The organism is Micromonospora sp. NPDC003241 (assembly GCF_053589795.1).
The window spans coordinates 145,165-169,390 of sequence record NZ_JBSFSO010000006.1 but is presented as its reverse complement, the minus strand read 5'-3'; the positions used below and the strand labels follow the sequence as shown (position 1 = coordinate 169,390).

General features: G+C 71.9%; 24 protein-coding genes and 2 tRNA genes. 17 read left to right on the top strand and 9 right to left on the bottom strand.

Annotation, left to right across the window (positions count from 1 at the left end):
* Positions 1–24: 24 nt before the first annotated feature.
* The 5 genes from ACWDVW_RS07565 (at position 25) to nudC (ending at position 4,406) form a co-directional block, all read left to right on the top strand.
* Positions 25–228: a cold-shock protein gene (locus ACWDVW_RS07565; protein ID WP_013735772.1), complete on the top strand. Its 204-nt coding sequence runs from the start codon at positions 25–27 to the stop codon at positions 226–228.
* Positions 229–448: 220 nt separating this feature from the next.
* Positions 449–634, top strand: coding sequence for a hypothetical protein (locus tag ACWDVW_RS07560; RefSeq protein ID WP_350692623.1), 186 nt, complete (start codon positions 449–451; stop codon positions 632–634).
* A gap of 120 nt (positions 635–754) precedes the next feature.
* Complete coding sequence (locus tag ACWDVW_RS07555; protein ID WP_449945798.1) at positions 755–2,068, top strand: M16 family metallopeptidase; 1,314 nt, start codon at positions 755–757, stop codon at positions 2,066–2,068.
* Positions 2,065–3,402 (top strand): M16 family metallopeptidase, encoded by a 1,338-nt coding sequence (locus tag ACWDVW_RS07550; RefSeq protein WP_449945797.1) that lies wholly within the window; start codon positions 2,065–2,067, stop codon positions 3,400–3,402. Before ACWDVW_RS07555 ends, ACWDVW_RS07550 begins: the two co-directional genes overlap by 4 nt.
* Positions 3,403–3,422: 20 nt before the next feature.
* Positions 3,423–4,406 (top strand): NAD(+) diphosphatase, encoded by a 984-nt coding sequence (nudC, locus tag ACWDVW_RS07545; protein ID WP_449945914.1) that lies wholly within the window; start codon positions 3,423–3,425, stop codon positions 4,404–4,406.
* 237 nt (positions 4,407–4,643) lie between these two features.
* Here the strand turns inward: nudC and ACWDVW_RS07540 are convergent, their stop codons facing one another.
* From ACWDVW_RS07540 to ACWDVW_RS07530, 3 genes are all read right to left on the bottom strand, one after another.
* Positions 4,644–4,916 carry a hypothetical protein gene (locus tag ACWDVW_RS07540; protein WP_449945795.1) on the bottom strand — a complete coding sequence of 91 codons (273 nt, stop codon included), beginning with the start codon at positions 4,914–4,916 and terminating at the stop codon, positions 4,644–4,646.
* A 234-nt stretch (positions 4,917–5,150) separates the two neighbouring features.
* Positions 5,151–5,387 carry a DUF397 domain-containing protein gene (locus ACWDVW_RS07535; protein ID WP_131053856.1) on the bottom strand — a complete coding sequence of 79 codons (237 nt, stop codon included), beginning with the start codon at positions 5,385–5,387 and terminating at the stop codon, positions 5,151–5,153.
* A 69-nt stretch (positions 5,388–5,456) separates the two neighbouring features.
* Positions 5,457–6,437, bottom strand: a complete 981-nt coding sequence (locus ACWDVW_RS07530) for a helix-turn-helix domain-containing protein (protein ID WP_449945793.1) — start codon at positions 6,435–6,437, stop codon at positions 5,457–5,459.
* A gap of 223 nt (positions 6,438–6,660) precedes the next feature.
* Here ACWDVW_RS07530 and ACWDVW_RS07525 point away from each other — a divergent pair, with 223 nt between their 5' ends.
* Positions 6,661–7,980, top strand: coding sequence for an MFS transporter (locus ACWDVW_RS07525; protein ID WP_449945791.1), 1,320 nt, complete (start codon positions 6,661–6,663; stop codon positions 7,978–7,980).
* A gap of 57 nt (positions 7,981–8,037) precedes the next feature.
* Here ACWDVW_RS07525 and ACWDVW_RS07520 read toward each other — a convergent pair whose 3' ends face one another.
* Positions 8,038–8,280 (bottom strand): mycoredoxin, encoded by a 243-nt coding sequence (locus tag ACWDVW_RS07520; RefSeq protein ID WP_176096007.1) that lies wholly within the window; start codon positions 8,278–8,280, stop codon positions 8,038–8,040.
* A 93-nt stretch (positions 8,281–8,373) separates the two neighbouring features.
* On the opposite strand from ACWDVW_RS07520, the gene ACWDVW_RS07515 reads away from it, so the two are divergent.
* From ACWDVW_RS07515 to ACWDVW_RS07505, 3 genes are all read left to right on the top strand, one after another.
* Positions 8,374–10,524 (top strand): ATP-dependent DNA helicase UvrD2, encoded by a 2,151-nt coding sequence (locus ACWDVW_RS07515; RefSeq protein WP_449945789.1) that lies wholly within the window; start codon positions 8,374–8,376, stop codon positions 10,522–10,524.
* Between the two features lie 140 nt (positions 10,525–10,664).
* Entirely contained in the window at positions 10,665–10,949 is a 285-nt protein-coding gene (locus ACWDVW_RS07510; protein WP_449945787.1) for a hypothetical protein, read from the top strand.
* A gap of 134 nt (positions 10,950–11,083) precedes the next feature.
* Positions 11,084–11,449, top strand: coding sequence for a WhiB family transcriptional regulator (locus tag ACWDVW_RS07505; RefSeq protein WP_350692611.1), 366 nt, complete (start codon positions 11,084–11,086; stop codon positions 11,447–11,449).
* Positions 11,450–11,760: 311 nt separating this feature from the next.
* Here the strand turns inward: ACWDVW_RS07505 and ACWDVW_RS07500 are convergent, their stop codons facing one another.
* From ACWDVW_RS07500 to ACWDVW_RS07490, 3 genes are all read right to left on the bottom strand, one after another.
* Positions 11,761–13,089 (bottom strand): ABC1 kinase family protein, encoded by a 1,329-nt coding sequence (locus tag ACWDVW_RS07500; RefSeq protein ID WP_449945785.1) that lies wholly within the window; start codon positions 13,087–13,089, stop codon positions 11,761–11,763.
* A 10-nt stretch (positions 13,090–13,099) separates the two neighbouring features.
* Positions 13,100–14,203, bottom strand: a complete 1,104-nt coding sequence (locus ACWDVW_RS07495) for a TOMM precursor leader peptide-binding protein (protein ID WP_449945783.1) — start codon at positions 14,201–14,203, stop codon at positions 13,100–13,102.
* A 192-nt stretch (positions 14,204–14,395) separates the two neighbouring features.
* The gene (locus tag ACWDVW_RS07490) at positions 14,396–14,563 is read right to left on the bottom strand and encodes a DUF5679 domain-containing protein (RefSeq protein ID WP_012014940.1); all 168 of its coding nucleotides are present in this window, start codon (positions 14,561–14,563) and stop codon (positions 14,396–14,398) included.
* A 535-nt stretch (positions 14,564–15,098) separates the two neighbouring features.
* Between ACWDVW_RS07490 and ACWDVW_RS07485 the strand changes: the two genes are divergently transcribed.
* Positions 15,099–15,620 carry a M48 family metallopeptidase gene (locus tag ACWDVW_RS07485; protein WP_396744347.1) on the top strand — a complete coding sequence of 174 codons (522 nt, stop codon included), beginning with the start codon at positions 15,099–15,101 and terminating at the stop codon, positions 15,618–15,620.
* A 32-nt stretch (positions 15,621–15,652) separates the two neighbouring features.
* A complete protein-coding gene (locus tag ACWDVW_RS07480) occupies positions 15,653–16,273 on the top strand; it encodes a hypothetical protein (protein ID WP_396744350.1) in 621 nt (206 codons plus the stop codon).
* 25 nt (positions 16,274–16,298) lie between these two features.
* On the opposite strand, the gene ACWDVW_RS07475 is transcribed toward ACWDVW_RS07480, so the two are convergent.
* Entirely contained in the window at positions 16,299–17,612 is a 1,314-nt protein-coding gene (locus ACWDVW_RS07475) for a zinc-dependent metalloprotease (protein WP_449945780.1), read from the bottom strand.
* A 113-nt stretch (positions 17,613–17,725) separates the two neighbouring features.
* Here ACWDVW_RS07475 and ACWDVW_RS07470 point away from each other — a divergent pair, with 113 nt between their 5' ends.
* The 6 genes from ACWDVW_RS07470 to ACWDVW_RS07445 all read left to right on the top strand — a co-directional run bounded on the left by ACWDVW_RS07470 (position 17,726) and on the right by ACWDVW_RS07445 (position 23,672).
* Entirely contained in the window at positions 17,726–18,739 is a 1,014-nt protein-coding gene (locus tag ACWDVW_RS07470) for a YlbL family protein (protein WP_449945779.1), read from the top strand.
* A gap of 189 nt (positions 18,740–18,928) precedes the next feature.
* The gene (locus ACWDVW_RS07465) at positions 18,929–21,928 is read left to right on the top strand and encodes a UPF0182 family membrane protein (RefSeq protein ID WP_449945911.1); all 3,000 of its coding nucleotides are present in this window, start codon (positions 18,929–18,931) and stop codon (positions 21,926–21,928) included.
* A 150-nt stretch (positions 21,929–22,078) separates the two neighbouring features.
* Positions 22,079–22,152, top strand: a tRNA-Met gene (locus ACWDVW_RS07460).
* A gap of 151 nt (positions 22,153–22,303) precedes the next feature.
* A tRNA-Met gene (locus tag ACWDVW_RS07455) sits at positions 22,304–22,377 on the top strand.
* A gap of 143 nt (positions 22,378–22,520) precedes the next feature.
* Complete coding sequence (locus ACWDVW_RS07450; protein ID WP_449945777.1) at positions 22,521–22,763, top strand: hypothetical protein; 243 nt, start codon at positions 22,521–22,523, stop codon at positions 22,761–22,763.
* A 75-nt stretch (positions 22,764–22,838) separates the two neighbouring features.
* Positions 22,839–23,672, top strand: a complete 834-nt coding sequence (locus ACWDVW_RS07445) for a phosphoribosylaminoimidazolesuccinocarboxamide synthase (protein WP_449945775.1) — start codon at positions 22,839–22,841, stop codon at positions 23,670–23,672.
* Between the two features lie 16 nt (positions 23,673–23,688).
* Here the strand turns inward: ACWDVW_RS07445 and ACWDVW_RS07440 are convergent, their stop codons facing one another.
* Positions 23,689–24,159, bottom strand: coding sequence for an ATP-binding protein (locus ACWDVW_RS07440; protein ID WP_449945773.1), 471 nt, complete (start codon positions 24,157–24,159; stop codon positions 23,689–23,691).
* Positions 24,160–24,226 lie beyond the last annotated feature (67 nt).

The following is a 24,226-nucleotide window of genomic DNA, read 5'->3' as shown; positions in this document are numbered from 1 at the left end:
TTCCGTCAAGGAGACGAAACAAGCATGGCTATTGGCACCGTCAAGTGGTTCAACGCTGACAAGGGCTTCGGCTTCATCACCCCGGACGGCGGCGGCGCCGACGTCTTCGCCCACTTCTCGGCCATCCAGAGCTCCGGCTACCGCAGCCTGGACGAGAACCAGCGCGTGGAGTTCGAGGTCGTCCAGGGCCAGAAGGGCCCGCAGGCGGAGAACATCCGCCCGCTCTGATCTGCCGGGTTCGCCCGCGACGGCCGGGCCGCCTCCGCCACCCACTGGGACCGGAGGCGGCCCGGCCGTCCGCATTTCGGACGGCCGGTTTGGCGGAACCCTGAGTCGGTAATCAGCCGTCCTACCGTCGGGTGGACGACTGTCACCACCTCCCGGCTGGGGAACGCTGGGCGCGGGGGGATGAGCCGGGGGGATCGGCTCAGCTCGGGGAGGAACGACCATGGTGGGTTCGGCGGCGGTGCGGGAACTACTCCTGGTGGTCGCGGTGGCGGCCGCCGGACTGCTGCTGGCCACGGCCGTGGCGTTCGCTCCCTGGCCCGTCACGCCCGGCGGGGCGGCCCCGTCGGGCCTGGTGGACCTGCACGGCCCGGCCGCCACCGCGCGGCCGGGCAGCACCGCCGGTTGAACCGGCGATGAAAGGAAGGGCCCCTTCCTAACGCCTCGGGTATAGCAGGGGTCCCCTGCTAACACCCGCCGCCGCCCTTACCCGCCTCCCCGGCTCGGCGGAGGCGTTAGGGTCGGAGCCGTGCCGACGCGCAGAGCGAGAATCCCAGCCGCGAACCACCCCGTCGAGCGGTTCACCCTCGACAACGGCCTGCGGGTGGTCCTGACCCCCGACCGCAGCGCACCGGTGATCGGCGTGGCGGTGGTCTACGACGTGGGCATACGGTCCGAGCCCGAGGGACGGACCGGCTTCGCGCACCTCTTCGAGCACCTGATGTTCCAGGGCTCGGAGAACCTGGAGAAGCTCGCCCACTTCCGGCACGTCCAGGGGGCCGGTGGCACCTTCAACGGCTCCACCCACCTGGACTACACCGACTACTACGAGACCCTGCCGAGCAACGCCCTGGAACGGGCGCTGTTCCTGGAGGCCGATCGGATGCGCGGCCCTCGGCTGACCGAGGAGAACCTGCGTAACCAGGTGGACGTGGTCAAGGAGGAGATCCGGGTCAACGTGCTCAACCGGCCGTACGGCGGGTTCCCCTGGTTGACCCTGCCGCCGGTCATGTTCGACACCTTCCCGAACGCGCACGACGGGTACGGCTCCTTCGACGACCTGGAGTCCGCCACCGTCGCCGACGCGGCCGACTTCTTCCGGCGCTACTACGCCAGCGGCAACGCCGTGCTCGCGGTCAGCGGCGACATCGACACCGCCGAGGCCGTCGAGCTGATCGAACGACACTTCGGCGACGTACCGGCCCGTCCGGCGCCGGACCGGCCGGACTTCACCGAGCCGGAACCGACCGCCGAGCGGCGCACCGCGTACGAGGACAAGCTGGCCCCGCTGCCGGCGGTGGCCTCCGGCTGGCGGGTGCCCGACCCGATCGGGAACTTCGCCGACTACCTGCCGTTCGTGGTGCTGGCCGAGGTGCTCACCGACGGCGACGCCTCCCGGCTGGTGGAGCGGCTGGTGCACCGCGACCGCACGGTCACCAGCATCGGCGGCTACCTGGGCTTCATGGGCGACCCGTTCGACGTCCGCGACCCGACCGCCCTGCTGATCCAGTCCCACCTGCCGCCCGGCGGCGACGTCGACAAGGTGCTGCGCACCGTCGACGAGGAGCTGGACCGGGTCGCCACGGACGGCCTCACCGAGGGCGAGCTGGCCCGTACCCAGGCCCGGATGGCCACCCACCTGCTGCGCGACACCGACGCGGTGCTGTCCCGCGCGCTGCGGATGGCGGTGCTGGAGCAGCAGCGCGGCGAACCCGGCCTGCTCGGCGAGCTGCCCCGACTGGTCGGTGAGGTCACCGACGAGCAGGTCCGCGCCGCCGCGGCCACCCTGCGGCCGGAGCGCCGCGCGTCCGTCGAGGTGATCCCCGGAGGTGGCCGTTCATGAGCACGAGTACACCCACGCGAACGCTGCCGCCGCTCGGCCCGACCCGCCGACTCAAGCTGCCTCGGCAGGCCGAACGTACGCTCGACAACGGGCTCACCGTGATCGTGGTACGCCGTCCGGCGGTGCCGCTGGTGGAACTGCGCCTCTGGATGCCGTTCGTCCGTGCCCACCTGGCCCGGGGGCACCTGCTGGCGCAGACTTTGCTTTCCGGCACCGAGACGATGAGCAGCGTGCAGATCGCCGCCGAACTCCAGCGGATCGGCGGCGGGCTCTCCGCCGGGCTCGACCCGGACCGGCTGATGCTCTCCGGCACCGCCCTGGCCACCGGGCTGGACCGGATGCTGGAGATCCTCGCCGACGTGGTGACCGGCGCGAACTACCCGGCCGAGTGGGTCGGCGTCGAGCGGGACCGGCTGGTGGACGGCATCCAGGTGGCCCGCAGCCAGCCCGCCCATCTGGCCCGTACCGCGCTGCTGCGGCGGATCTTCGGCCGGCACCCGTACGCGGTACAGACCCCGGAGCCCGAGCAGGTCCGCGCGGTCCGTCCGGCCGCCCTGCGCACGCTGCACGCCCAGCGGGTCCGACCCGCCGGCGCGGTGCTGGTGCTGGTCGGCGACGTACACCCGGAGCGGGCGTTGGACGCCGCCGAGAAGGCGCTCGCCGGCTGGCAGGGCGGCGAGCACGCGGCCGAGGTGCCGCCGGTCCCGCCGCTGGAACCCGGCCCGCTGCTGCTGGTCGACCGGCCCGGTTCGGTGCAGTCGTCGATGCGGATGGCGCTGCCGGCGGTGCCGCGTACCCATCCGGACCACGCCGCGCTGCAACTGGCCAACCTGATCTTCGGCGGCTACTTCTCCTCGCGCTGGGTGGAGAACATCCGTGAGGACAAGGGCTACACGTACGGTCCGCACTCGATGGTCGAGCACTCGGTCGGCGGTTCGCTGCTGCTGGCCGCCGCCGAGGTGGCCACCGAGGTGACCGCACCGGCGCTGCTGGAGACCACGTACGAGCTGGGCCGGCTGGCCACCGTGCCACCCAGCCAGGAGGAGTTGGACCAGGCCCGCCAGTACGCCCTCGGCACGCTCCAGCTCGGCATCGCCACCCAGGCGGGCCTGGCGTCGTTCGTCAGCGCGTACGCCGGGAGCGGGCTGCGGCTGGACTTCCTCGCCGAGCACGCGGCCCGGCTGGCGAAGGCGAGCGTCGACGACGTCACCGAGGCGGCGGCCCGCTACCTCGCCCCGTCCCGCGCGGTCACGGTCGTGCTCGGTGACGCCGCACGCATCGAGCCCTCGCTGTCCACGCTGACTCCGGTCCAGACCACACCGGCGACACCGTGAGCGGGCCCACCGGCACGGCGTTGCCGTCGGACGGTTGGGGACAGCCGGTCGACTGGGTACTACCGGGGGAGGCGGCCCCGCCGCTGGCCCGCTCGACGCTGGACCGGGCGGCGCATCGGCGTACCGATCCGCAGTGGTTGGCGGCGGCCTGGTCCGGCGCGCGGGTGCTGGTGCTCGACGTGGAGGCCGGCGGTCGGGCGCTGGTGCGGACCGACACCCCGGTGCCGGAACTGGTCCTGGTGGCGGCGGACGACCTGCCCTCGACGCTGGCCGCCGACGCGGTGTTCCTGGGCGTGGAACCGGACGGGGTGCCGGTCTTCTGCGTGCACACCGCGCTGGCCGTGCGCCCGGACACCCGGTCGGCTCACCTGCGGGGTATCGGGCATCTGCTCAGCGACCGGGACGCCGGGCTGTTCACCACGGCGCTGGCGCTGACCAACTGGCATCTGCGGCACCTCTACCACCCGGTCACCGGCGCACCGACCCGCACCGACGAGGCGGGATGGTCCCGGGTGGACGGCTCCGGTGAGCGGGTGTGGCCGCGTACCGACCCGGCCATGATCGTGCTGGTGCACGACGGTGTCGACGGTCTCGACGGGCGCTGCCTGCTGGGCAACAACGCCGCCTGGCCCAGCCCGAAGGGACAGCGCCGGTTCTCCTGTCTGGCCGGGTACGTCGAGCCGGGCGAGTCGGCCGAGGCCACCGTGCTGCGGGAGGTACGCGAGGAGGTCGGCGTGCCGGTCCGCGAGATCACGTACGCGGGCAGCCAGGCGTGGCCGTTCCCGGGCTCGCTGATGCTCGGCTTCCTGGCCACCGCCGACCCGGAGCACCCGGTCCGGCCCGATCCGGCCGAGATCGCGCAGGCCCGCTGGTTCACCCGGCAGGAGATCGGTGCCGCGCTCGCCGGCCGGGAGGTGGACGCCGGAGGCGACCGTCTGCTGCTGCCCCCACCGTCGTCGATCGCGCTGTTCCTGATCCACCGCTGGTTCGACGGCCACTGCTGAGATGTAAGGAAGGGTCCCCTGCTAACGCCTGGTGCATAGCCAGGGGACCCTTCCTAACATCCAACGCCGAGCACGACGCAGCGTGCGGCGCGGGTGTGCGTGCGGGTGCGGGGAGTGCGGCCCCGACCCGTGGCCGTCGTTGCCGCGGCGGCCACGGGCCGGGGACACGGGCCGTCGTGGTCGGCTGGGTGAGGAACACGGCGGGGGAGCCGGTCGACCACGACGGACGTGGGGAGGTCAGGTGTCGGGCGGACCCCGGCGGGCCCGCCGGCGCCCCGGGTCGTCCAGCGGCAACACCTTGACCCGCTGCCGGCCGGAGCGTACGGCGCCGACGGTGGCGATGGCCCGGGCGAGGTGCAGGGCGGCGTCGCGGTCTTCGGCGTGCACGACCTGGCGACGCGGCTCGGGCCGGGTGGTCTCGTCCCGCAGCCGGCGACCGCCGGCCCAGGCGGCCGTGATGTCGGTGTCGGCAGCGGCGCGAATGTCGGTGCGAACGATCAGGAACCGCATGTGGGTCTCCGATGTGCCGCGACGGGTGGAACCGTGGAAGTTCCACGTCACTACCCGGCCATCGTACGCCCGGTCCGCATCTCAGCAAGTGAAACGCGGCGATTGATTTGAGCCCCGTCCGATCATCCGATGCCTGCTCACCGGGGTGGTCGGGACGGATGGCAGCGGATGGTCGGGGTGGACGACGACGGGGCCGCCGGTGGTGTGCCGACGGCCCCGCGAGACGTGCCCGAACTAGTTCAGGTCGAACTGCCCGTTCTTGGCGCCGGAGATGAAGCCCAGCCATCCGGCCCGGTTGAACAGCAGGACCGGGCCACCCTGGTCCTTGCTGTCGCGCAGCGCCACCGCGGCGGGACCGGTGCCCAGCGGTGCGACCTCCACGCAGTTGGAGGTCTGGCTGCGCGTGCTGGTACGCCAGGGGGCGTGCGCGAGCTGGGCGAGGACGGACGGCGTGGTGCGAATGTCGTTCATGGTTGAGCTCCTGACGTGAACCGATGGATCGAGTGGGGACGCACGTGCCGAGCGCGGTCCCCTCCTCGGTCACCGCTCCGTCAGGCTCCCGGAGGAACCACGGCGTTGGGCCGGCGCCGTTGCCGATCCGTTGGCCACAATGGACGATGCTCCCGGACCGGTCAGCCGTTCCGACGACTTGACGAGCCAGGAGTGGGTATCCGTTGCGGAAAGTGCCGCCGTACGTAGCCACTTGAACACCACTTTATAGTGATTTAGGGCGATTGCGTCGGTCGACATGACGTCGGTGAAGCCACCTTCGATGGCGAGCGTCTCCGGATCGAGTGGATCGGCGAACCGATAGACCGAGAACGCGGTCGGTGGGAGGTACCACTGCCCGATCGGCGTCTCCCTGGGCAGCACGTGCAGCGTGACGTTGGGCAGCATGGCCAGCTCGCAGAGCTGCTCCAACTGCTCCCGGAGCACCTCGGGCGGCCCGGCCCGGTGCCCGAGCGCCGCCTCCTCCAACACCGCCGTGTACCGGGGCGCGTCGTGTTCCCGGGTGAGTAGCCGCTGCCGGGCCTGCCGTGCCTTGACCTGCGTCTCGGTCTCCTCCTCGGCCTCCGGATCGCCGGCCTCCCGGCCGACCTGGTATGCCGAGGAGAGCCGGACCCGGGCGTACCCCGGGGTCTGCAACAACCCCGGCACCAGCACCGGGTTGTACTCGGAGATCTCGACGCAGCCCGCCTCCAGCTCGGCGAAGCCGCGTTGCTGCTGCGTCATCGCCGGATAGTTCTTGAGCCAGCCGCGCATGTCACCGGCCTCGTCGGTGATGCCGAGCAGTTCCGCCCGCCGTGCCTCGTCGGCGTCGTAGAGGTCGAGCAGGTCCCGGACGTCCTGCGGGTCGGGCCGGCTGCGGCCGTTCTCCAGCCGGGACAGCTTCGACGCGGAGGCCCAACCGACACGCTCGATGACCTGGTCGCCGGTGAGCCCGGCGGCCTCGCGCAACTGGCGTAGTTCGCGGCCGAGCCGCTGCCGACGCAGGATCGGACTGGGTGCGGCAGGAGGCACGGTGTCCTCTTTTCCGTCGACCGCCGCAGACGCGACGGTAACTGTATGAAATTCGCCCCCCACGGCCAGTATGGACGTCGCGACCGGCGCCGGAGGTACCGGCGGGGGCGTGTCATGAGAAATACGGACACCCGACACACCGGAACGAGACCGCCGTCTTCTGCGTCCCCGCCCCGGACGGGTTCCCGACCGCGCCCGAGTCGCGCCACCCCCGGAGGGATCAATGCGAACCGTCCTGAGTCGCCCGGACTTCCGCCTGCTGTTCGGCGGACTGCTGGCCAGCATGACCGCAGAGTCGATCCTGCTGCTGGCACTCGCCATCTGGGTGAAGGACCTCACCGGATCGGACGGCCTCGCCGGTGCCACCATCTTCGTCATCCTCGCGCCGAGGACCCTCGCGCCGCTGGTCGGCTGGTTCGTCGACCGGTATCCCCGAAAGCCCTTCTTCGTGGTCACCAACGTCGCCATGGCGTTGCTGCTCACCCCGTTGTTCGCGGTGCGGGACGCGGACGACATGTGGATCATCTATGCGGTGGCCGCGCTCTACGGCCTGTCGAACCTCACCGTCGGCGCGGTGCTCAGTCGGCTGATCCAGGAGTTGGTCCCGTCCGACCTGCTCGGTGCGGCCAACGGCGCGTTGCAGACCGTGCGGCAGGGGCTGCGGCTGGTCGGCCCGCTGGCCGGCGCCGGCCTGTACGCGGTGCGCGGCGGCTGGGTGCTGGCCGCGGTCGGGATGGCCGGATTCCTGGTCGCCGCCGCCGTGGTCGGCACGCTCCGGGTGGCCGAGTCGCCCGCCCGGCCGACCGATCGGCTCGTGGACCGCCCGGCCGACGGCACCACCCGGGTACGGCGGCTCTCCGCCGAACTGGTCGCCGGACTGCGGCACCTCGCCGGCGAGCCGGCGTTGCGGCGGGCGGTGCTCGGCTACGGCCTCGGCTCGCTGGTGATGGGCTTCACCGAGTCGATGATCTTCGCGTACGTGGACTCGGGGCTCGGACGGGACGCCGCGTTCGTCGGCGTACTGGTCACCGTGCAGGGCATCGGTGGACTGGTCGGCGGGTTGTGCTCGGCGGCCGTCCTCCGGCGACTCGGTGAGCTGGGCACCCTCGCCGCCGGAGTGGCGTTCTTCGGCCCGGCGGCACTGGCGCTGGCGTACCCGAACCTGTGGCTCGGTTTCACCGCCGTGCTGCTGGCCGGGGTGTCCCTGCCGCTGACCCTGGTCGGCCTGCACACGTTGATCCAGCGGCGGACCCCGCCCGAGCTGATCGGCCGGGTCGCGGCGGCCTCGGAGGCGGTGATCCGGTGCCCGCAGGCGATCTCCGTCGGCGTGGGCGCGCTGATCGTCGGGGTGCTCGACTACCGGGCGGTCTTCGTGTCGATCGGCCTGGCCACCCTGCTCGCCGGTGGCTACCTCTGGGCCGGGCGTCGGCTGAGCCCGCCGGCCGGACCGGCGGCGCGTACCCGGGTGCCGGCACCGCGCCCGGCCGCCGAGGACCGGGACCCGGCGCCGGTCGGGACGCTGAGCGGCCGGGGCGGTCGCTGACCACGACGCGGCGGCCGGCCCCGATCGGGACCGGCCGCCGCGCGGGTACGTCCGTGGTCAGACGGTGATGCTCGCCAGGTGCTGCTTGACCTGGTTGATCGACGGGTTCGTCAGCGCGCTGTCGTCGGCGAAACGCAGGGTGGGCACGGTCTGGTTGCCGCCGTTGACCCCCATCACGAACTCCGCCGCCGCCGGATCCTGCTCGATGTCGACCACCTGGTAGGCGATCCCCTCCCGGTCGAGCTGCGACTTCAGCCGGTGGCAGTAGCCGCACCAGGGAGTGGAGTACATGGTCAGCATGGTGAGATCCTCCAACGTCATGCGCGCCTGCTCGCGCAGATCAGCACAGGCTAACCGCTGCAACGTCCGAGCGAGCTGCGACAATTCCCCGCTGTGGTGGTTAACTCCGCGTCCGAACGCGTGCTGACCGGGCTCGACCCGGAACAACGCTCGGCCGTGACCGCCTCGGCCGGTCCGGTCTGCGTACTCGCCGGGGCGGGCACCGGCAAGACCCGGGCGGTCACCTCGCGGATCGCGCACCGGGCGTTGACCGGGGAGATCTCCGCCCGGCACGTGCTCGCCGTCACCTTCACCGCCCGCGCCGCCGCCGAGCTGCGCCACCGGCTCGCCGCGCTCGGGGTGGCCGGCGTGCAGGCCCGGACCTTCCACGCCGCCGCACTGCGCCAGGTGCGCTACTTCGCGCCCCGGCTGTTGAGCGGGCGGGCCATGCCCGAGCTGCTGGACAGCAAGGTGCGCCTGGTCACCCTCGCCGCGGCCCGGGCCGGCCTGCGGACCGACCGGACCGCCGCGAGGGACCTCGCCGGTGAGATCGAGTGGGCCAAGTCGTCGCTGGTCGAGCCGGGGGAGTACGTGGTGGCGGCGGCGAAGGCGCTGCGCGAGACGCCGCACGAGCCGGCCAGGGTCGCCGAGGTGTTCGCCGCGTACGAGAGGCTCAAGCGCAGCGGTGGTGTGATCGACTTCGAGGACGTGCTCCGCGCCGCGGTCTGGGGGATCGAGGAGCACCCGGACGTCGCCGAGCAGGTACGCAACCAGTACCGGCACCTCGTCGTCGACGAGTACCAGGACGTCAACCCGTTGCAGCAGCGGCTGCTGGACGCCTGGCTCGGCGGCCGGGACGACGTGACCGTGGTCGGCGACGCCAGCCAGACGATCTACTCGTTCACCGGGGCGACGTCGTCGTACCTGGTCGACTTCCCGCGTCGCCACCGGGGCGCCACGGTGGTCCGGCTGGTCCGTGACTACCGGTCCACCCCGCAGGTGGTCGGGCTCGCCAACGCGGTCATCTCGCAGGCCCGGGGCACCGAGGCGCGGCTGCGCCTGGAGCTGGTGGGCCAACGTCCGCCCGGCCCGGAGCCGGAGCGGCGGATCTTCACCGACGAGCCGGCCGAGGCCGCCGCGGTCGCCGCGCGCTGCCGTGCGCTCGTCGACGCCGGTACCCCGGCGCGCGAGATCGCCGTGCTGTTCCGCACCAACGCGCAGTCCGAGGCGTACGAGAAGGCGCTGGCCGAGGCGGGCGTGCCGTACCTCGTCCAGGGGGCCGAGCGGTTCTTCGAGCGGACCGAGGTGCGGCAGGCCATGGTGGCGCTGCGCGCGGCCACCCGGTCGATCCCCGGCGAGACGCCGCTGCCGGTGGCGGTGGTCGAGGCGCTCGCCGCCGTCGGGTGGGCACCCGACGCGCCCCCGCCCGGTGGGGCCGCCCGCGAGCGGTGGGAGGCGCTGGCCGCGCTGGTCCAGCTCGCCGAGGAGTACGCGGCCACCCCCGACCTGATGCCGCTGGGAGTGGCCGCCACGGTCGAGCGCCCGGTCACCCTCGCCGACTTCGCCGACGAACTGGCCCGGCGGGCGGCCCAGCAGCACGTACCCACGGTGGAGGGGGTGACCCTGGCCTCGCTGCACTCCGCGAAGGGCCTGGAGTGGGACGCCGTCTTCCTGGTCGGGCTGGCCGAGGGCACCCTGCCCACCACGTACGCGCGCACCACCGAGCAGGTCGAGGAGGAGCGCCGTCTGCTGTACGTCGGCATCACCCGGGCCCGCCAGTGGCTCTGGCTGTCGTACGCCTCGGCACGCTCCCCGGGCGGGCGGGCCCGGCGGCCGTGTCGGTTCCTGCCCCAACTGGCACCGGGCGGGACGGAGCGGGCGACCTCGGGCGGCCCGGCGCGCGGTGCGCAGCGGCGGGCGGCCACCCGGATCGTCTCCTGCCGGATCTGCGGCACCACCCTGTTCGCCGGGCCGGACCGCAAGCTGGGCCGCTGCGCCACCTGCCCGTCCGACATCGACGACGAGCTGCACGAGCGGCTGAGCGAGTGGCGCTCCCGGGTGGCCGGGGCCCAGCGGGTGCCCGCCTACGTGGTCTTCACCGACGCGACGCTCGTCGCGCTCGCCGAGCGGCGCCCGGCCCGGCCCGAGGAACTGGTCGCGATCGCCGGCATCGGCCCGCGCAAACTCGGCCTGTACGGGGAGGCCGTACTGGCGCTGGTCGGGGGTGCGGCGGTCGATGAGATCTGCCCTCAGAAAACTTTCTGAATCTGACCGTTAATTCGTTTGCCCTCGCCCCACCGACCGTCATAGCCTCAGGACACACCTCGCGAGGGGGCCCTGTTCGGGCTGCTCACGGGGCATCTGTTCCGAGTCGATCGCCGAGTGAAGGCAAGGAGGTGGCACCGATGGAGAGCTACGTCAACCAGCGTCCGACGGCGCTGCCCGTTGCCGTCGCTCCGCTGTCGGCTGCCCTGATCTCCGTCGTTCCGGTGACGGAAGTTCGGGCGACCGTCGTCGCCACGCGACCGTGGGCCCCGCAGGCGCACCGGGTCGAGGTTCAGGCCGAGCTGATCCTCGCACCGAAGCCGAACGGGATCCAGGGGACCAGTGGCTTCACGGGCAAGGGCGTCGATGGCGCCACCAAGCGGATGGACGTCCGCGGTGTTCCACCTCGAGGTAGACCGGTCTGACCATCAGACCACCGGCTCACCTTGAGGCCGCGGAACCCGCACACCGGGATCCGCGGCCTTAGTTTTTTGCACCGCCGAAGTACGTCGGAACAGCGATCCACGAGATCGAAGTGTGAGAGAGAGGTGACCGGGCGATGAGTCTGGCGTTGGCCCCGCTCGACCTGAGCGTCGAGATGGAGGCGAACCTGCCCTGCCGGAAGTTCGACCCCGACCTGTGGTTCTCCGACTCGCCCACCGAGCTGGAACTGGCCAAGTCGCTCTGCGGGGACTGCCCGCTGCGCGTCGAGTGCCTGGCCGGTGCGGTCGAGCGGGCCGAGCCCTGGGGCGTCTGGGGCGGCGAGATCTTCGAGCGTGGCGCGGTCGTCCCGCGCAAGCGGCCCCGTGGTCGCCCGCGCAAGGAGGACATCGCCCGCGACGCCGCCCTGCGGGTCGAGGCCGAGGCGCGACTGGCTGCCGACGGGCTCGCCCCGTCGCGCAACGCGGTCCGGCTGGCTGCCTGACATGTTCCCGAACCGGACCAACCCCGCCGGCAGCGTGCCGGCCGAGAGAGAGCTGACCACGATGTTGTACCTGCCGAACGGAACCACCGACATGTACCTACTCCACGAAGCGTTGTCGAAGGTGCGAATGTGGCGGCCTCAGGCCGGTCGCACCACCACGAGCACTGAGGCAACCCGATCCGCCCGTACCGTCGCCATGACCGGCCGTGCCCGGTCGGCTCGCGAGTTGGGCGTTCTGTAGGACCGACACCGCACACGGCGGGCAGGGACCTGAGGTCCCCGCCCGCCGTCGTCGTCTGGTGGGGCGGTGTTCAGCCGACCGGGGCGAAACCGGGCAGCCAGCGTTCCAGGATGCCCCGGTAGGGCGCCTTGGCCTCCAACTGGCACAGCACCCCGATGGAGCCGAGCGTCACCCGGTGGATGAGCAGGTACGACGGCGGCAGGTTGAGGTGCCGGCTGAACTGGTAGGCGGGTGAGCGCGGGTTGGCCAGCCGGGTCGCCTCGGCACGCAGCCAGGCCCGGGAGAACCGGAACTCCTCGGCGGCGATCGGTTCCAGCATCGGGCGCAGGAACTCCAGCAGCGCGCGGGCGTCGATCGGGTCGTCGGTGCTGAGGAAGCCCTCCGAGCGTAGGCCGGCCTCCACCCCGTCGGCGTCGCCGCGCAGGGCCAGGGCGGCGATGCGGCCGATCGGTTCCGGCGTACCCTCCGGCATCCGGGCCACCGCGCCGAAGTCGATCACCCCGAGCCGGCCGTCCGCCAGCAGCCGGAAGTTGCCCGGGTGCGGGTCGGCGTGCAGCAGCCCGGCCCGCGCCGGTGCGGACAGGTGCAGCGTGGCCATCAGCAGGCCGGCCCGGTCACGTTGCTCCTCGCTGCCCTCCCGGATGATGTCCGACAGCGGTGTGCCCTCCACCCACTCGGTGACCAGCACCCGCGGCGAGGCGGAGAAGACCGTCGGGACGTAGATCTCGGGATCGTCCTCGTAGGCCGCGGCGAAGGCGCGCTGCGACTCCGCCTCCAGCTCGTAGTCCAACTCCTCGGTGATGCGTTCCCGCAGCTCGGCGAGGAGCGGCTTGACGTCCAGCCCGGGCTGGATGGCCCGGAACATGGCGCTCAGCCGGGAGAGCTGCTTGAGGTCGGCGAGCAGGGCGTCACCGGCGCCCGGATACTGGATCTTGACGGCCGCGTCCCGGCCGGTGCCGTCCGGCATCAGCCACACGGCCCGGTGCACCTGCCCGATGCTGGCCGCGGCGGCGGGGGAGTCGTCGAAGGTGACGAAGCGCTCCCGCCAGGCCGGACCCAACTGCTCGGCGAGGACCTTGTGCACGCTGGCGGCGGGCAGCGGCGGCGCGGCCTCCTGAAGCTTGGTCAGGGCCTGCCGGTACGGCGCGGCGACCTCCTCGGGCAGGGCCGCCTCGAAGACCGACAACGCCTGGCCGAACTTCATCGCCCCGCCCTTGAGCTGGCCCAGGACGCTGAAGAGCTGCTCGGCCGTGCGTTGCTGGATCTCGGCGGAGATCACGTCGGAGGCGAGCCCGGTGACACGCTTTCCCATGCCGAGGACGGTCCGCCCGGCGAAGCCGAGCGGCAGTGCGGCGAGCTTGGCGGTGCGGGACACGGCCCGGCGCGGGATGTCGGTCACGAGGTCATTGTTACCGACTCGGCGGGCCCGCTGCTGCTCTGCGCCCGGGCTGGCGTTCATCTTCGGTGTACGCACCGCACCGGCACCGGGGGTGCGGCGGCCAGTGCCGGCGGCGGGTGACGCCCGCCGGGCCGATCTCCGCCGCCCCGCCGAGCGTCTCCGGCGTGCCGCCGTCGAGCTGCGCCAGCGCCTCGCCGACCGTGTAGGCGGTGGCCGCCAGGACCGTGCCGGTGGCGCATGTCGGGGTGGCGGGCGTGTGGGCGATCTGGGCGGCGAGGGTCGGCCAGTGCGGGTCCCGGTCGGCGCGGTGCAGGTCGAGGCAGTGCAGGCAGGGGCCGGTCGGCGGCTGGACCAGTGGCCCGATGACCGGTACGCCCTCCCGGACGTCGACCAGCAGGTGCGGCTGCCGGCGCTGGGCGTGACCGGCGGCCACCAGGGCGGCCGGTCGGTCGAGGCCGAGCTGGATCACCAGGTCGGGCCGGGTCCGGCGCAGTGGTTCGGTGGCGGTGCCGGGTGCGGCGCGCATCACGGTCGCCCGGACTGCCGCGTCGAGCGGACGCCCGAGGTCACCGGCGGCGATACCGCTGGCGACCAGGTCGACGGGGCGTACCGGGCCGGTGAGGTCGGGCTGGACGTGCCCGACACCGGCCTGGGCCAGGGCCAGGATGACGGCGGCGCCGAGTGGACCGGGGCCGGTGACCGCCACCCGGGCGGCCAGGCGACGTCGGAGCACCTGCGCGGGCGTGCCGGGCAGCCGGGCGGCGGCCAGGGCCAGCGCGCCGGCCTCCGCGGCGAGCCGGCTCCGACGGGGCTCGGCGAGATCCCGGGGCACCAGCGTGTGCGCCGGCACCACCAGTCCGGCTTCGCGCAGGGCGTCGAGCAGGGCACGGGCGTGCTCCGGACGGCCGCCCGTGCCGGTCAGCACCTGCCGCTCGCTGCGCGTGCCGTCGAGCAGGTCGAGGAGCCGGACCGCCCCGGGGTCGGCGAACTCGACCAGGACGGCACGCTCCGGTGCCAGCCCGAGCTGGAGGGTGTGCCGGTCGCGCCAGAGTCGGCTGAGGCCGGGCAACAGGGTGGGACGGGGCGACGGCGGGTGCTCCGTGATCGGCGGCATGGGTACGAACAGTGACCGATTCCCTGCTTTCCGTCGATCGTTGTCCACAGGTGGCCACCCGCAGATCCAGGGCTGTCCACAGGATTTGGCGAGTTTTCCACAACTCGTCGGTAACCCTGTCGGTGGCCCGACAGTGAGCGGGAACGCCGCGAGGGGGTGGCCGCCGGCCACCCCCTCGCGCGGACGCGTACGTCAGACCTTCGCCTTGCCCAGGATGCGGTTCACTGTTGTGCCACACACCGGACACTTGCCCTTGGCCATGTTCATACCGGTCTTCGAGACCTCGACGCGGCCTTCGAAATCCCGCTTCTCCTTGCACTTGACGCAGTAACCGTTGTAGGTCTGGGCCTGGTCGGCCACGGTGTGCCTCCTCGTCTCGTCCGCCGGGTCGATGCCGGTCCGGCGGTTCTCCCGGCGGCGGGCGCCTACGACGTCCGACACCGGGTCTTCTCCGTGGTCATCCACATGACCACCGGTTGGCGGACCCTACCCAGGTGAGGGCGGTTCCATGTCAGCTGCGCGTTGCCACTGTGAGCAAGGCGACGTCGAGAGTGTGCACGCCGAATTGGGCCAGATCGGTCCTTTTGGCGGGGACACGCCGACTGGAGGTCGCTAAATCCGCTGGTAGGACCCGCGCGACCGAAGATCGGGACCCGACTGGCGGGGTCGGGCGATGATCACTTACCGTGGAGCGTGTCGGTGCGGTGACACCTCACCGACCATCACGATGGGTGATCGCGACGCCTCACGGGCCTCCGGCAAGAAATTTTTCGGGACTCCTGGCGACCAATCCCCATTTTCCGGGCGCGTGTCGGGGGGTTGACCCTTGCGGACCCCTGGTCACAACGCATTAGCTTGCCAACGTGACAGCAAACCGAGGCTGCGCGGTCCACTGATGGCGGGGGCGCGGAAGCCTGTCGTCGAGGTACGGCGCAGCCAGCGTCGGCGACGTACGGTGTCCGCCTACCGCGACGGTGAGCGGGTCGTCGTCCTCATTCCCGACCAGTTCTCCCGGGCCGAGGAGAGCGAGTGGGTCGACCGGATGCTCGCCCGGCTCGCCGCCCGTGAGGGGCGCCTGACCCGCTCCGACGCCGAGCTGCTGGAACGGGCCGGTCGGCTGATCAAGCTGTACCTGACCGAGTACGGCGACCAGGCGGTGCCGGCCAGCGTCCGGTGGGTCAGCAACCAGAACGGCCGATGGGGCTCCTGCACCCCTGCGGACCGCTCGATCCGGCTCTCCCACCGACTCCAGGAGATGCCGGATTGGGTGATCGACTACGTGCTGCTGCACGAACTCGTCCACCTCATCGTGGCCAGCCACAACGCGCAGTTCTGGGCGTTGGTCGGCCGGTACCCGAAGACCGAACGCGCCCGGGGCTACCTGGAGGGTGTCGCGGCGGTGGGCGGCACGCCCTGAGCGGTCGACCACCCCGGCGGTAGGGTCGGAGGATGGCCCGACGTGTGGTGGTGGCGCTGCTCGCCCCGGTCGCCTGGACGCCGCCCGGCATCGACCCGGCGGACTGGCGTCGCGCGCTCGCCGAGGACGTGGTGGACCTGCTCGCCATGCTCAACGAGGTCGACACGGCGGTGGCGGCCACCCCGGCGGACCGTCGGCTGGCCGACGAGGTGATCTGGCCCGGCACGACCGTGTACGAGGTGCCCGAGCCGACCCCCAACGCCGTCTTCGCCGCCCTCACCGCCTCGGGCGACGGCTACGAGCAGGCGGCGGTGGTCGCCGGGGACGCCCCCGACCTGCCCGGGCTCACCGTCGGCAAGCTCCTGCGCCCGTTGACCAGCCGGCCGGTGGCGCTCGCCCCGGTCGAGGGCGGTGTGCCGGGACTGCTCGGTGCGGCGGTCCGGCTGCCCGTACCCTCCTGGCTGCCGGCACTGGACCTGGACAGCGCCGTGCCCGCGGCCGTACGCGCGGCGGCGCCCGAGCCGGGCGACCTCGCGGTCACCCCGTCCTGGCACCGGCTACGCGGCCCGGCCGACCTGGCCCGGCTCGACCTCGCGCTGGACGGCTGGGAGCACACCCGTGCCCTGCTCTCCGGCGCCGACCGGTCCGGCTGACGCCGGACCGGCGGGTGCGGCGGGATCAGGAGCGGCGGTCGTCGCCCTCGGTGTCGTCGGGGCGCTCCGGGCCCTTGCCCTCGACCTCGCCCGGGATCTTCTCCTCCGGGCCGCCCGGGGCGGAGAAGTCGAACTTGTCCAGCTCGGACATCAGGTCCACGTCGGCCATGGCGAAGGCCACCGGGTCGGCGAAGTCGTCGTCGGAGGGCAGCAGGTCGGGGTGGCCCCAGAGGGCGTCCCGCCCGGCGATGCCCCGGTGCTCGGTGAGCGCCGCCCAGAGCGCGGCGGCCTCGCGCAGTCGCCGGGGACGCAGCTCCAGCCCGACCAGGGCGGCGAACGTCTGCTCGGCCGGTCCACCGGCCGCCCGACGGCGACGGAACGCCTCGCCGAGCGCGACCACGTTCGGCAGCCGGCCGTCGGCGGCGCCGTCCACCACGTGGCAGACCCAGCCCTCGACCAGGGCGAGAGCGGTCTCCAGGCGGGCCAGCGACGCCTTCTGCGCCGGGCTGTCCTCCGGCGTGAAGATGCCCTCCAGGGCGATCGCCTGCATCGACTCCGGGTCGGTCGGGTCGACCCGGCCCATCGCCTCCTCGATCGCCTCCCGGTTGACCCGGATCCCGGCCGCGTACGTCTCGACGGCGGTGAGCACGTGTCCGCGCAGCCACGGCACGTGCTCGAAGAGGCGCTGGTGGGCCGCCTCGCGCAGGGCGACGTAGAGGCGTACCTCGTCCTCGGGCAGCGCCAGACCCTCGCCATAGCCCCGGATGTTGGCCGGGATCAGCGCGGCGGTCCCGGCCGGGCCGAGCGGCAGGCCGATGTCGCCGACGGAGAGCACCTCCGCGGCCAACGACCCGAGCGCCTGGCCGAGCTGACCGCCGAAGAGTGCACCGCCGAGGGTGGCCACCATCGACTGCATCGGGCCGAGCTGGGCGCGCGCCTCCGGTGGCACCAGGTCGCCCATCGCGCCGACCATCCGGCTGGCCACCGGGTCGCAGAGCTTGCGCCAGACGTCCAGCGTCTTGAAGATCCACTCGTTGCGGTTCCAGGCCACCGTGGTCTTGATGCCGGAGGGCAGCGCCGAGGCCGGCTCCAGCCAGAGGTCGGCGATGCGCAGCGCTTCCTCGACCGCGTTGCGCTCGTACGGCGAGACCGCCGGGTCGCCCGCCGCCGCGAGCTGACTGGCCGCCACCTGACGGGCCAGGTCCCAGTTGACCGGCCCGCTGCCCGGCGCGGAGAGCAGGTGCTGCAACTGCGACATGAACTGCTGCATCTGCGCGGGGTCGTTGGGGTCGGGCGGCTGCCCACCCGGGAGCGCGAAACCGAACGGAATATCAGGCACGAGCTCTACGGTACGCGCGCCGTGCCCCAGGTCGCCGTCACCGCGGTTGCGCTGAGGGCGAAGTCCCGTCGTGCCGCCCGGCGCCCGAGAACCGGCTCGGTACGCTCTGCCGCATGAGACGACGTGGCGTGACCGTCCTCCTCGGTGCTCTGCTCACCGCACTGCTCAGCATCGGGGTGCTCGGCGCACCCGTCCCCTATGTCGTGCTCGGTCCGGGTCCGACGGTGGACACGCTCGGGCAGGAGGACGGCAAGGAGGTGATCCAGGTCACCGGCGGTGAGACCTCCAGCTCCGCGGGTCAACTGCGGCTGACCACGGTGGGGGTGCAGCCCACCGTGAAGTTGCGCTCGGCCATCCAGGGCTGGCTCTCCGACGACCAGGCGGTGGTGCCGCGCGAGCTGGTCTATCCGCCCGGCGAGACCCGCGAGGAGGTCGAGCAGCGCAACGCCGAGGACTTCCAGGTCTCGCAGACCAGCGCGGAGACCGCCGCGTTGCGGGAGTTGGGGTACGAGGTCCAGGTCGTGGTCAAGACCGTCGCCGACGACGGCCCGGCCGCCGGGGTGCTGCGTCCCGGTGACGTGGTGACCTCGGTCGACGGGGAGCCGGTGCCGCTGGCCGGCCGACTGACCGAGCTGGTCCGGGCGAAGCCGGCGGGCACCGCCCTGCGTATCGGCTACACCCGCGACGGCGCCGCGCGTGTCGACACCGTCACCACCGAGGAGTTGGACGGCCGCCCACGCATCGGGGTCGAGATCGAGCAGCAGCAGCCGCACCCGTTCACGCTCTCCTTCGACCTCCAGGACATCGGCGGGCCGAGCGCCGGGCTGATGTTCGCCCTGGGGATCATCGACAAGCTGACCCCGGAGGACCTGACCGGCGGCCGGGTCATCGCGGGCACCGGCACCATCGACGACTCCGGCCAGGTCGGGCCGATCGGCGGCATCCCGCAGAAGCTGGTCGGCGCGAAGCGGGCCGACGCCACCGTTTTCCTGGTGCCGGCGGCCAACTGTGCCGAGGCGGTGTCAAACAGCCAGCCGGACCTGCCGCTGGTCCGGGTGGGCTCGCTCGACGAGGCGCTCACCGCGCTGGAGACGCTGCGTTCCGGGGGCGAGCCGACGCTCTGCTGACCGCCGGACCGGCCTGGCGTTCCGCCGTAACTACACGCTGACCTGGGACGACTGGTCGTCGGTGCGGTCGCGCACGGACCGGGTGTCGGCTGCGCGGCGCGACCTTGCCACAACGCATTCAGGAACACCCCGTACTCTGGGTGCCTGGTCGGAGCCGATCATAACGAGCGTGCGGAGCCAACAGTGGTCATGCGTAGCAGCAGCCCTCTGCCGAGGATGAGCCGACGCGGACGCGTCACAATCGGGGTGCTGATCGGGGTGTTCGTCCTGTTCACCCTGCTCGGCTGGGGGGTGCAGGCCTGGACCGACTGGCTGTGGTTCTCCGAGGTCGACTACACCTCCGTCTTCCGAGGCGTGATCGTCACCCGGTTGCTGCTGTTCCTGGCCGCCGCCGTCGCGATGGGCCTGATCGTCGGCGGCAACCTCTGGCTGGCGCAGCGGTTGCGGCCCCGGATGCGTCCGCACTCGCCGGAGCAGGCGACGCTGGAGCGCTACCGGATGCTGCTCGGCCCCCGGCTCGGGCTCTGGATCGCCGCCGCCGCCGTGGTGGTGGGTCTCTTCGCCGGCCTGTCCGCGCAGAGCCGCTGGAACCAGTGGCTGCTCTTCCTGCACGGCGGTGACTTCGGCGTACAGGACCCGGAGTTCGGCGTGGACGTCGGCTTCTACGTCTTCCAGTTGCCGTTCTGGCGGTTCCTGCTCGGGCTGGGCTTCACCGCGGTGGTGCTGGCGCTGATCGGATCGCTGGCCGTGCACTACCTCTTCGGCGGGGTCCGCCTACAGGGCGTCGGCGACCGGATGAGCGGTGCGGCGCGGGCCCACCTGAGCTCGCTGGTCGCGGTCTTCGTGCTGCTCAAGGCCGTTGCGTACGTGCTGGACCGGCGGTCGATGCTGCTGGAGTACAACGACGGCGTGGGCGTCTACGGCGCCGGGTACGCCGACATCAACGCCTTGCTGCCGGCCAAGGAGATCCTCGCCTACATCTCCGTGGTGGTGGCGATCGCGATCATCGTGTTCTCCAACGCCTGGATGCGGAACCTGGTCTGGCCGGGCATCTCGCTGGCGCTGCTCGGCGTCTCGGCGGTGGCGATCGGCGGCATCTACCCCTGGGCGGTGCAGACCTTCGAGGTCAAGCCGAGCGCCCGGGACAAGGAGGCGCCGTACATCCAGCGCAGCATCGACGCCACCCGTGCCTCGTACGGGCTGGACATCGCCGAGAACTCGGCGTACTCGGCCAACAACCTGACCCCGACGGAGAGCCTGGCCACCGACACCGCGGTGGTGCCGAACGCCCGACTGCTCGACCCGCAGCTGGTCAGCGAGACCTACACCCAGCTCCAGCAGGTCCGTGGTTTCTACGACTTCGGCCCCAAGCTCGACATCGACCGGTACACGGTCGACGGCCGGACCCAGGACTACGTGGTCGGCGTACGTGAGATCAACTACGGCGAGCTGACCGCCCAGCAGAGCAACTGGATCAACCGCCACACCGTCTACACCCACGGGTACGGCGTGGTGGCCGCCCCCGCCAACCGGGTCGTCTGCGGTGGCCAGCCGTTCTTCGTCTCGGGCTTCCTCGGCGAGCGGTCGCAGGAGTCCTGCTCCTCGCCGACCGACCTGATCCCGGCCAGCCAGCCCCGGATCTACTACGGCGAGCGGATGCAGGACGGTGACTACGCCATCGTCGGCAAGCCGAGCGAGGACGCCAACCCGGCGGAGTTCGACCGGCCGGCGGGCGAGAGCGGCGAGGCCCGCGAGTCGTACTACACCTACACCGGTGAGGGCGGCGTCGACGTCGGATCGTTCTCCCGGCGGCTGCTCTACGCCATCAAGGAGCAGGAGCCGAACTTCGTGCTCTCCGAGGCGGTCAACGACAACTCCAAGCTGCTCTACGTGCGCAACCCCCGGGACCGGGTGGAGAAGGTCGCGCCGTTCCTGACGCTCGACGGCGACCCGTACCCCGCCGTGGTGGACGGCCGGGTGCAGTGGATCGTGGACGGCTACACCACCTCGGCCACCTATCCGTACGCCGAGCGGGTCAACCTCCAGCAGGAGACCACCGACGAGCTGACCGGCCGGGGCACCATCCAGCTGGCCCGGGAGAACGTCAACTACATCCGCAACTCGGTCAAGGCGACCGTGGACGCGTACGACGGCACGGTCACGCTCTACGAGTTCGACGAGAACGACCCGGTGCTCAAGGCCTGGAACAAGGCCTTCGGCGGTGACCTGATCAAGCCGCGCGAGGAGATCCCGCAGTCGCTGGCAGACCACTTCCGCTACCCGGCCGACCTGTTCAAGGTGCAGCGCAACCTGCTGACCCGCTTCCACGTCACGAACCCCGGCGACTTCTACTCCGGCCAGGACTTCTGGCAGGTGCCGAACGTGCCGGACGCGCCGGACAGCGGGGTCAAGCAGCCGCCGTACTACCTCTACACGCAGATGCCCGGGCAGGAGGAGCCGACCTTCCAGCTCACCAGTGCGGTCACCCCGAACGGCCGGCAGAACCTGGCCGCGTTGATCTCGGCGTCGTACCAGGACGGGCGGCCCAGGTTGCAGGTGTTGGAGCTGCCCGACCAGACCCGGGTCTCCGGCCCGGTGCAGGTGCACCAGCAGATGACCAACAACGCCAACATCCGTCAGCAGCTGAACCTGCTCTCCTCGAACCAGGCCCAGGTGCAGTACGGCAACCTGCTCTCACTGCCGTTCGGCAACGGCATGCTCTACGTCGAGCCGGTCTACGTGAAGAGCAACCAGACCGACGCGTACCCGCTGTTGCAGAAGGTGCTGCTCTCGTACGGTGACGGTGGTTCGTTCGTGGTGCTGGCCGACAACCCGGCCGACGGCATCAAGCAGCTCGTGGAGCAGGGTAAGCGGGCGGCGGAGGGCAACCCGCCGCCGGCCACGGAGGAGCCGCCCGCGGGTGAGGAGCCGCCACCGGGTGGCGAGGAGCCGACGCCCACGCCCACTCCGACCGAGGCACCGCCGCTCACCGGCGATCTGGGTGTCGCCGCCGACCGGGTGCGCGCGGCGATCACCGAGGTGCGCGACGCCCAGGCGTCCGGTGACTTCGAGCGGTACGGCCGGGCGCTCAAGACGCTGGACGAGGCGCTGACCGCGTTCCAGCAGGCCCAGCAGGCAGCCGGCACGAACGGTCCGGCACCGACCGGCAGCCCGTCACCGACCGGCTGACGAACCGCACCGGACCGGGCCCGTGGCCGGCGACCTCCCGTCGCCGCCACGGGCCCGGTCCGTTTTCCGGCCTGCCCCCGGCTTCGCCACGGCCGTTCTGTGAGTCGTTTTGCGGCGGGGCGGGGTGGTGCGCTACGGTGGATCTACCGACGCGGGGTGGAGCAGCTCGGTAGCTCGCTGGGCTCATAACCCAGAGGTCGCAGGTTCAAATCCTGTCCCCGCTACTGCACGAGAAAGGCCCCGGATCTCCGGGGCCTTTCTCGTTGTCCGGAGTGCGGTGCTCCCTCCCGACGGCTGCCGGGAACACCGTGTTCGGGTACCGGTGGGGTGGTCGGTGGGGCTCGTGACGGATGGGGTAGGGTTGTCACATACCGACGCGGGGTGGAGCAGCTCGGTAGCTCGCTGGGCTCATAACCCAGAGGTCGCAGGTTCAAATCCTGTCCCCGCTACTGCACGACGAAGGCCCCGGATCTCCGGGGCCTTCGTCGTTCCGCTGGCGAGTCGTCCGATCGTCCGCCGTCCGCCAGCCGGTGGCCCAGCTCGCAGCGCCGTTCGCCGGCCAGGGGTTGCGGGCCTCGGCGAGGATGGGGCCATGTCTTCCTTCGGCAAGTGGTGGGGGCGGCTCGGCACGCTCCTGGGAACGGTCGTGCTGGCGGTGTTCGTACCGGTCGCCGCGTGGGCCTCGACCGGCACCGGGGAACTGGTCGTGGAGGCCGCCCGGCGACGCGGGCGCGGTGGCGGCATCTTCGGTTTCCTGGGGCTGCTCTGCTGCCTGGCGGTGGTGGCCGTGGTGGTCCTGCTGCTGGTCCGGCTGACCCGTAACCGGCGGCGCTGACCGGGTGCCGCAGCGCTTCGGAAGCGCTGCGGTCCCGCAACTGTGGTGCCTCCGGCGCGTGGTCTACTTGTTCGCGTGGAACTTCTGCACTCGGGCAAAGTGAGGGACGTCTACGCGGACGGCGACGACCTGATCCTGGTCGCCTCGGACCGCGTCTCCGTCTACGACGTGGTGCTGCCGACCCCGATCCCGGACAAGGGCAAGCTGCTCACCGCGTTGTCGCTGTGGTGGTTCGAGCAGCTCGCCGACCTGGTGCCGCACCACGTCATCTCCGCCACCGACGTGCCGGCGGAGTTCGCCGGGCGGGCGATCCGGTGCCGCCGGCTGCGGATGGTCCCGGTGGAGTGCGTCGCCCGTGGGTTCCTCACCGGCGGCGGCCTCAAGGAGTACCAGAGCACGGGCGCGGTGTCCGGCGTCGCGCTGCCGCGTGGCCTGGGTGAGGCGTCCATCCTGCCCGAGCCGATCTTCACTCCGTCGACCAAGGCGCCGATGGGGGAGCACGACGAGCCGATGACCTTCGCCGAGGTGGTCGGCGAGGTCGGCGCGGAGACCGCCGAGCGGCTGCGGAAGCTGACCATCGACGTGTACTGCCGGGGCGCCGAGTTGGCCGCCGAGCGCGGCATCCTGGTCGCCGACACCAAGATCGAGCTGGGCTGGGCGTCGGACGGCACCCTGGTCCTCGCCGACGAGGTGCTCACCCCGGACTCGTCCCGCTTCTGGCCGGCCGAGTCGTACCAGCCGGGCCGTACGCAGTTCTCCTACGACAAGCAGTACGTGCGGGACTGGGCGGCGGGCAACGGCTGGGACAAGCGCGAACCGGCGCCCGAGGTGCCGGACGAGGTGGTCGAGGCCACCCGGGCCCGTTACGTGGACGTCTACGAGAAGATCACCGGCAACCGCTGGGAGTGACCCCGGGCGTCGGGCGTCAGTCGCTGCGGTGCCGGCCGATGTGCTGCTCGGTGGCCACGGTCGCGGAGGTGATGCGGACCGTGGTGCCCGCCGGGCCGGTCGCCACGTCCATCGCGTCGGTCAGCTCGCGGGCCAGCCAGAGTCCCCAGCCACCGGCGGTCTCCGGCGCCGGTCGGCTGCGGTCGTCGAGGCGTTGCACGCTGATGCCCTGACCGTGGTCGGAGACCTCGCACATCACCAGGTCCGACTGCTTCCAGAGGCGTAGCCAGCCCCGCCCTCCGCCGTGCCGGACCGCGTTGGTTATCAGCTCGTTGACCGCGAGCACGAAGTCGTCCAGGCGGTCGTCGCGCAGCCCTGCGGCGCGCACACAGGAGGTGACCGAGTGCCGCAGCTCGGTCACCTGTGCCTGGTCGAAGGCGTCGGCGATCAGGAGGGTGTGTTCGATGGGCACCACCGTACGCGGTGTGCGGGGTTCTGCGTTCGTCATGGCCCCGTCCCGAGAGGAGATCGCAGAGCTTTACGCGGCTTTTACCACCGTACGTCAGTGTTCGGTG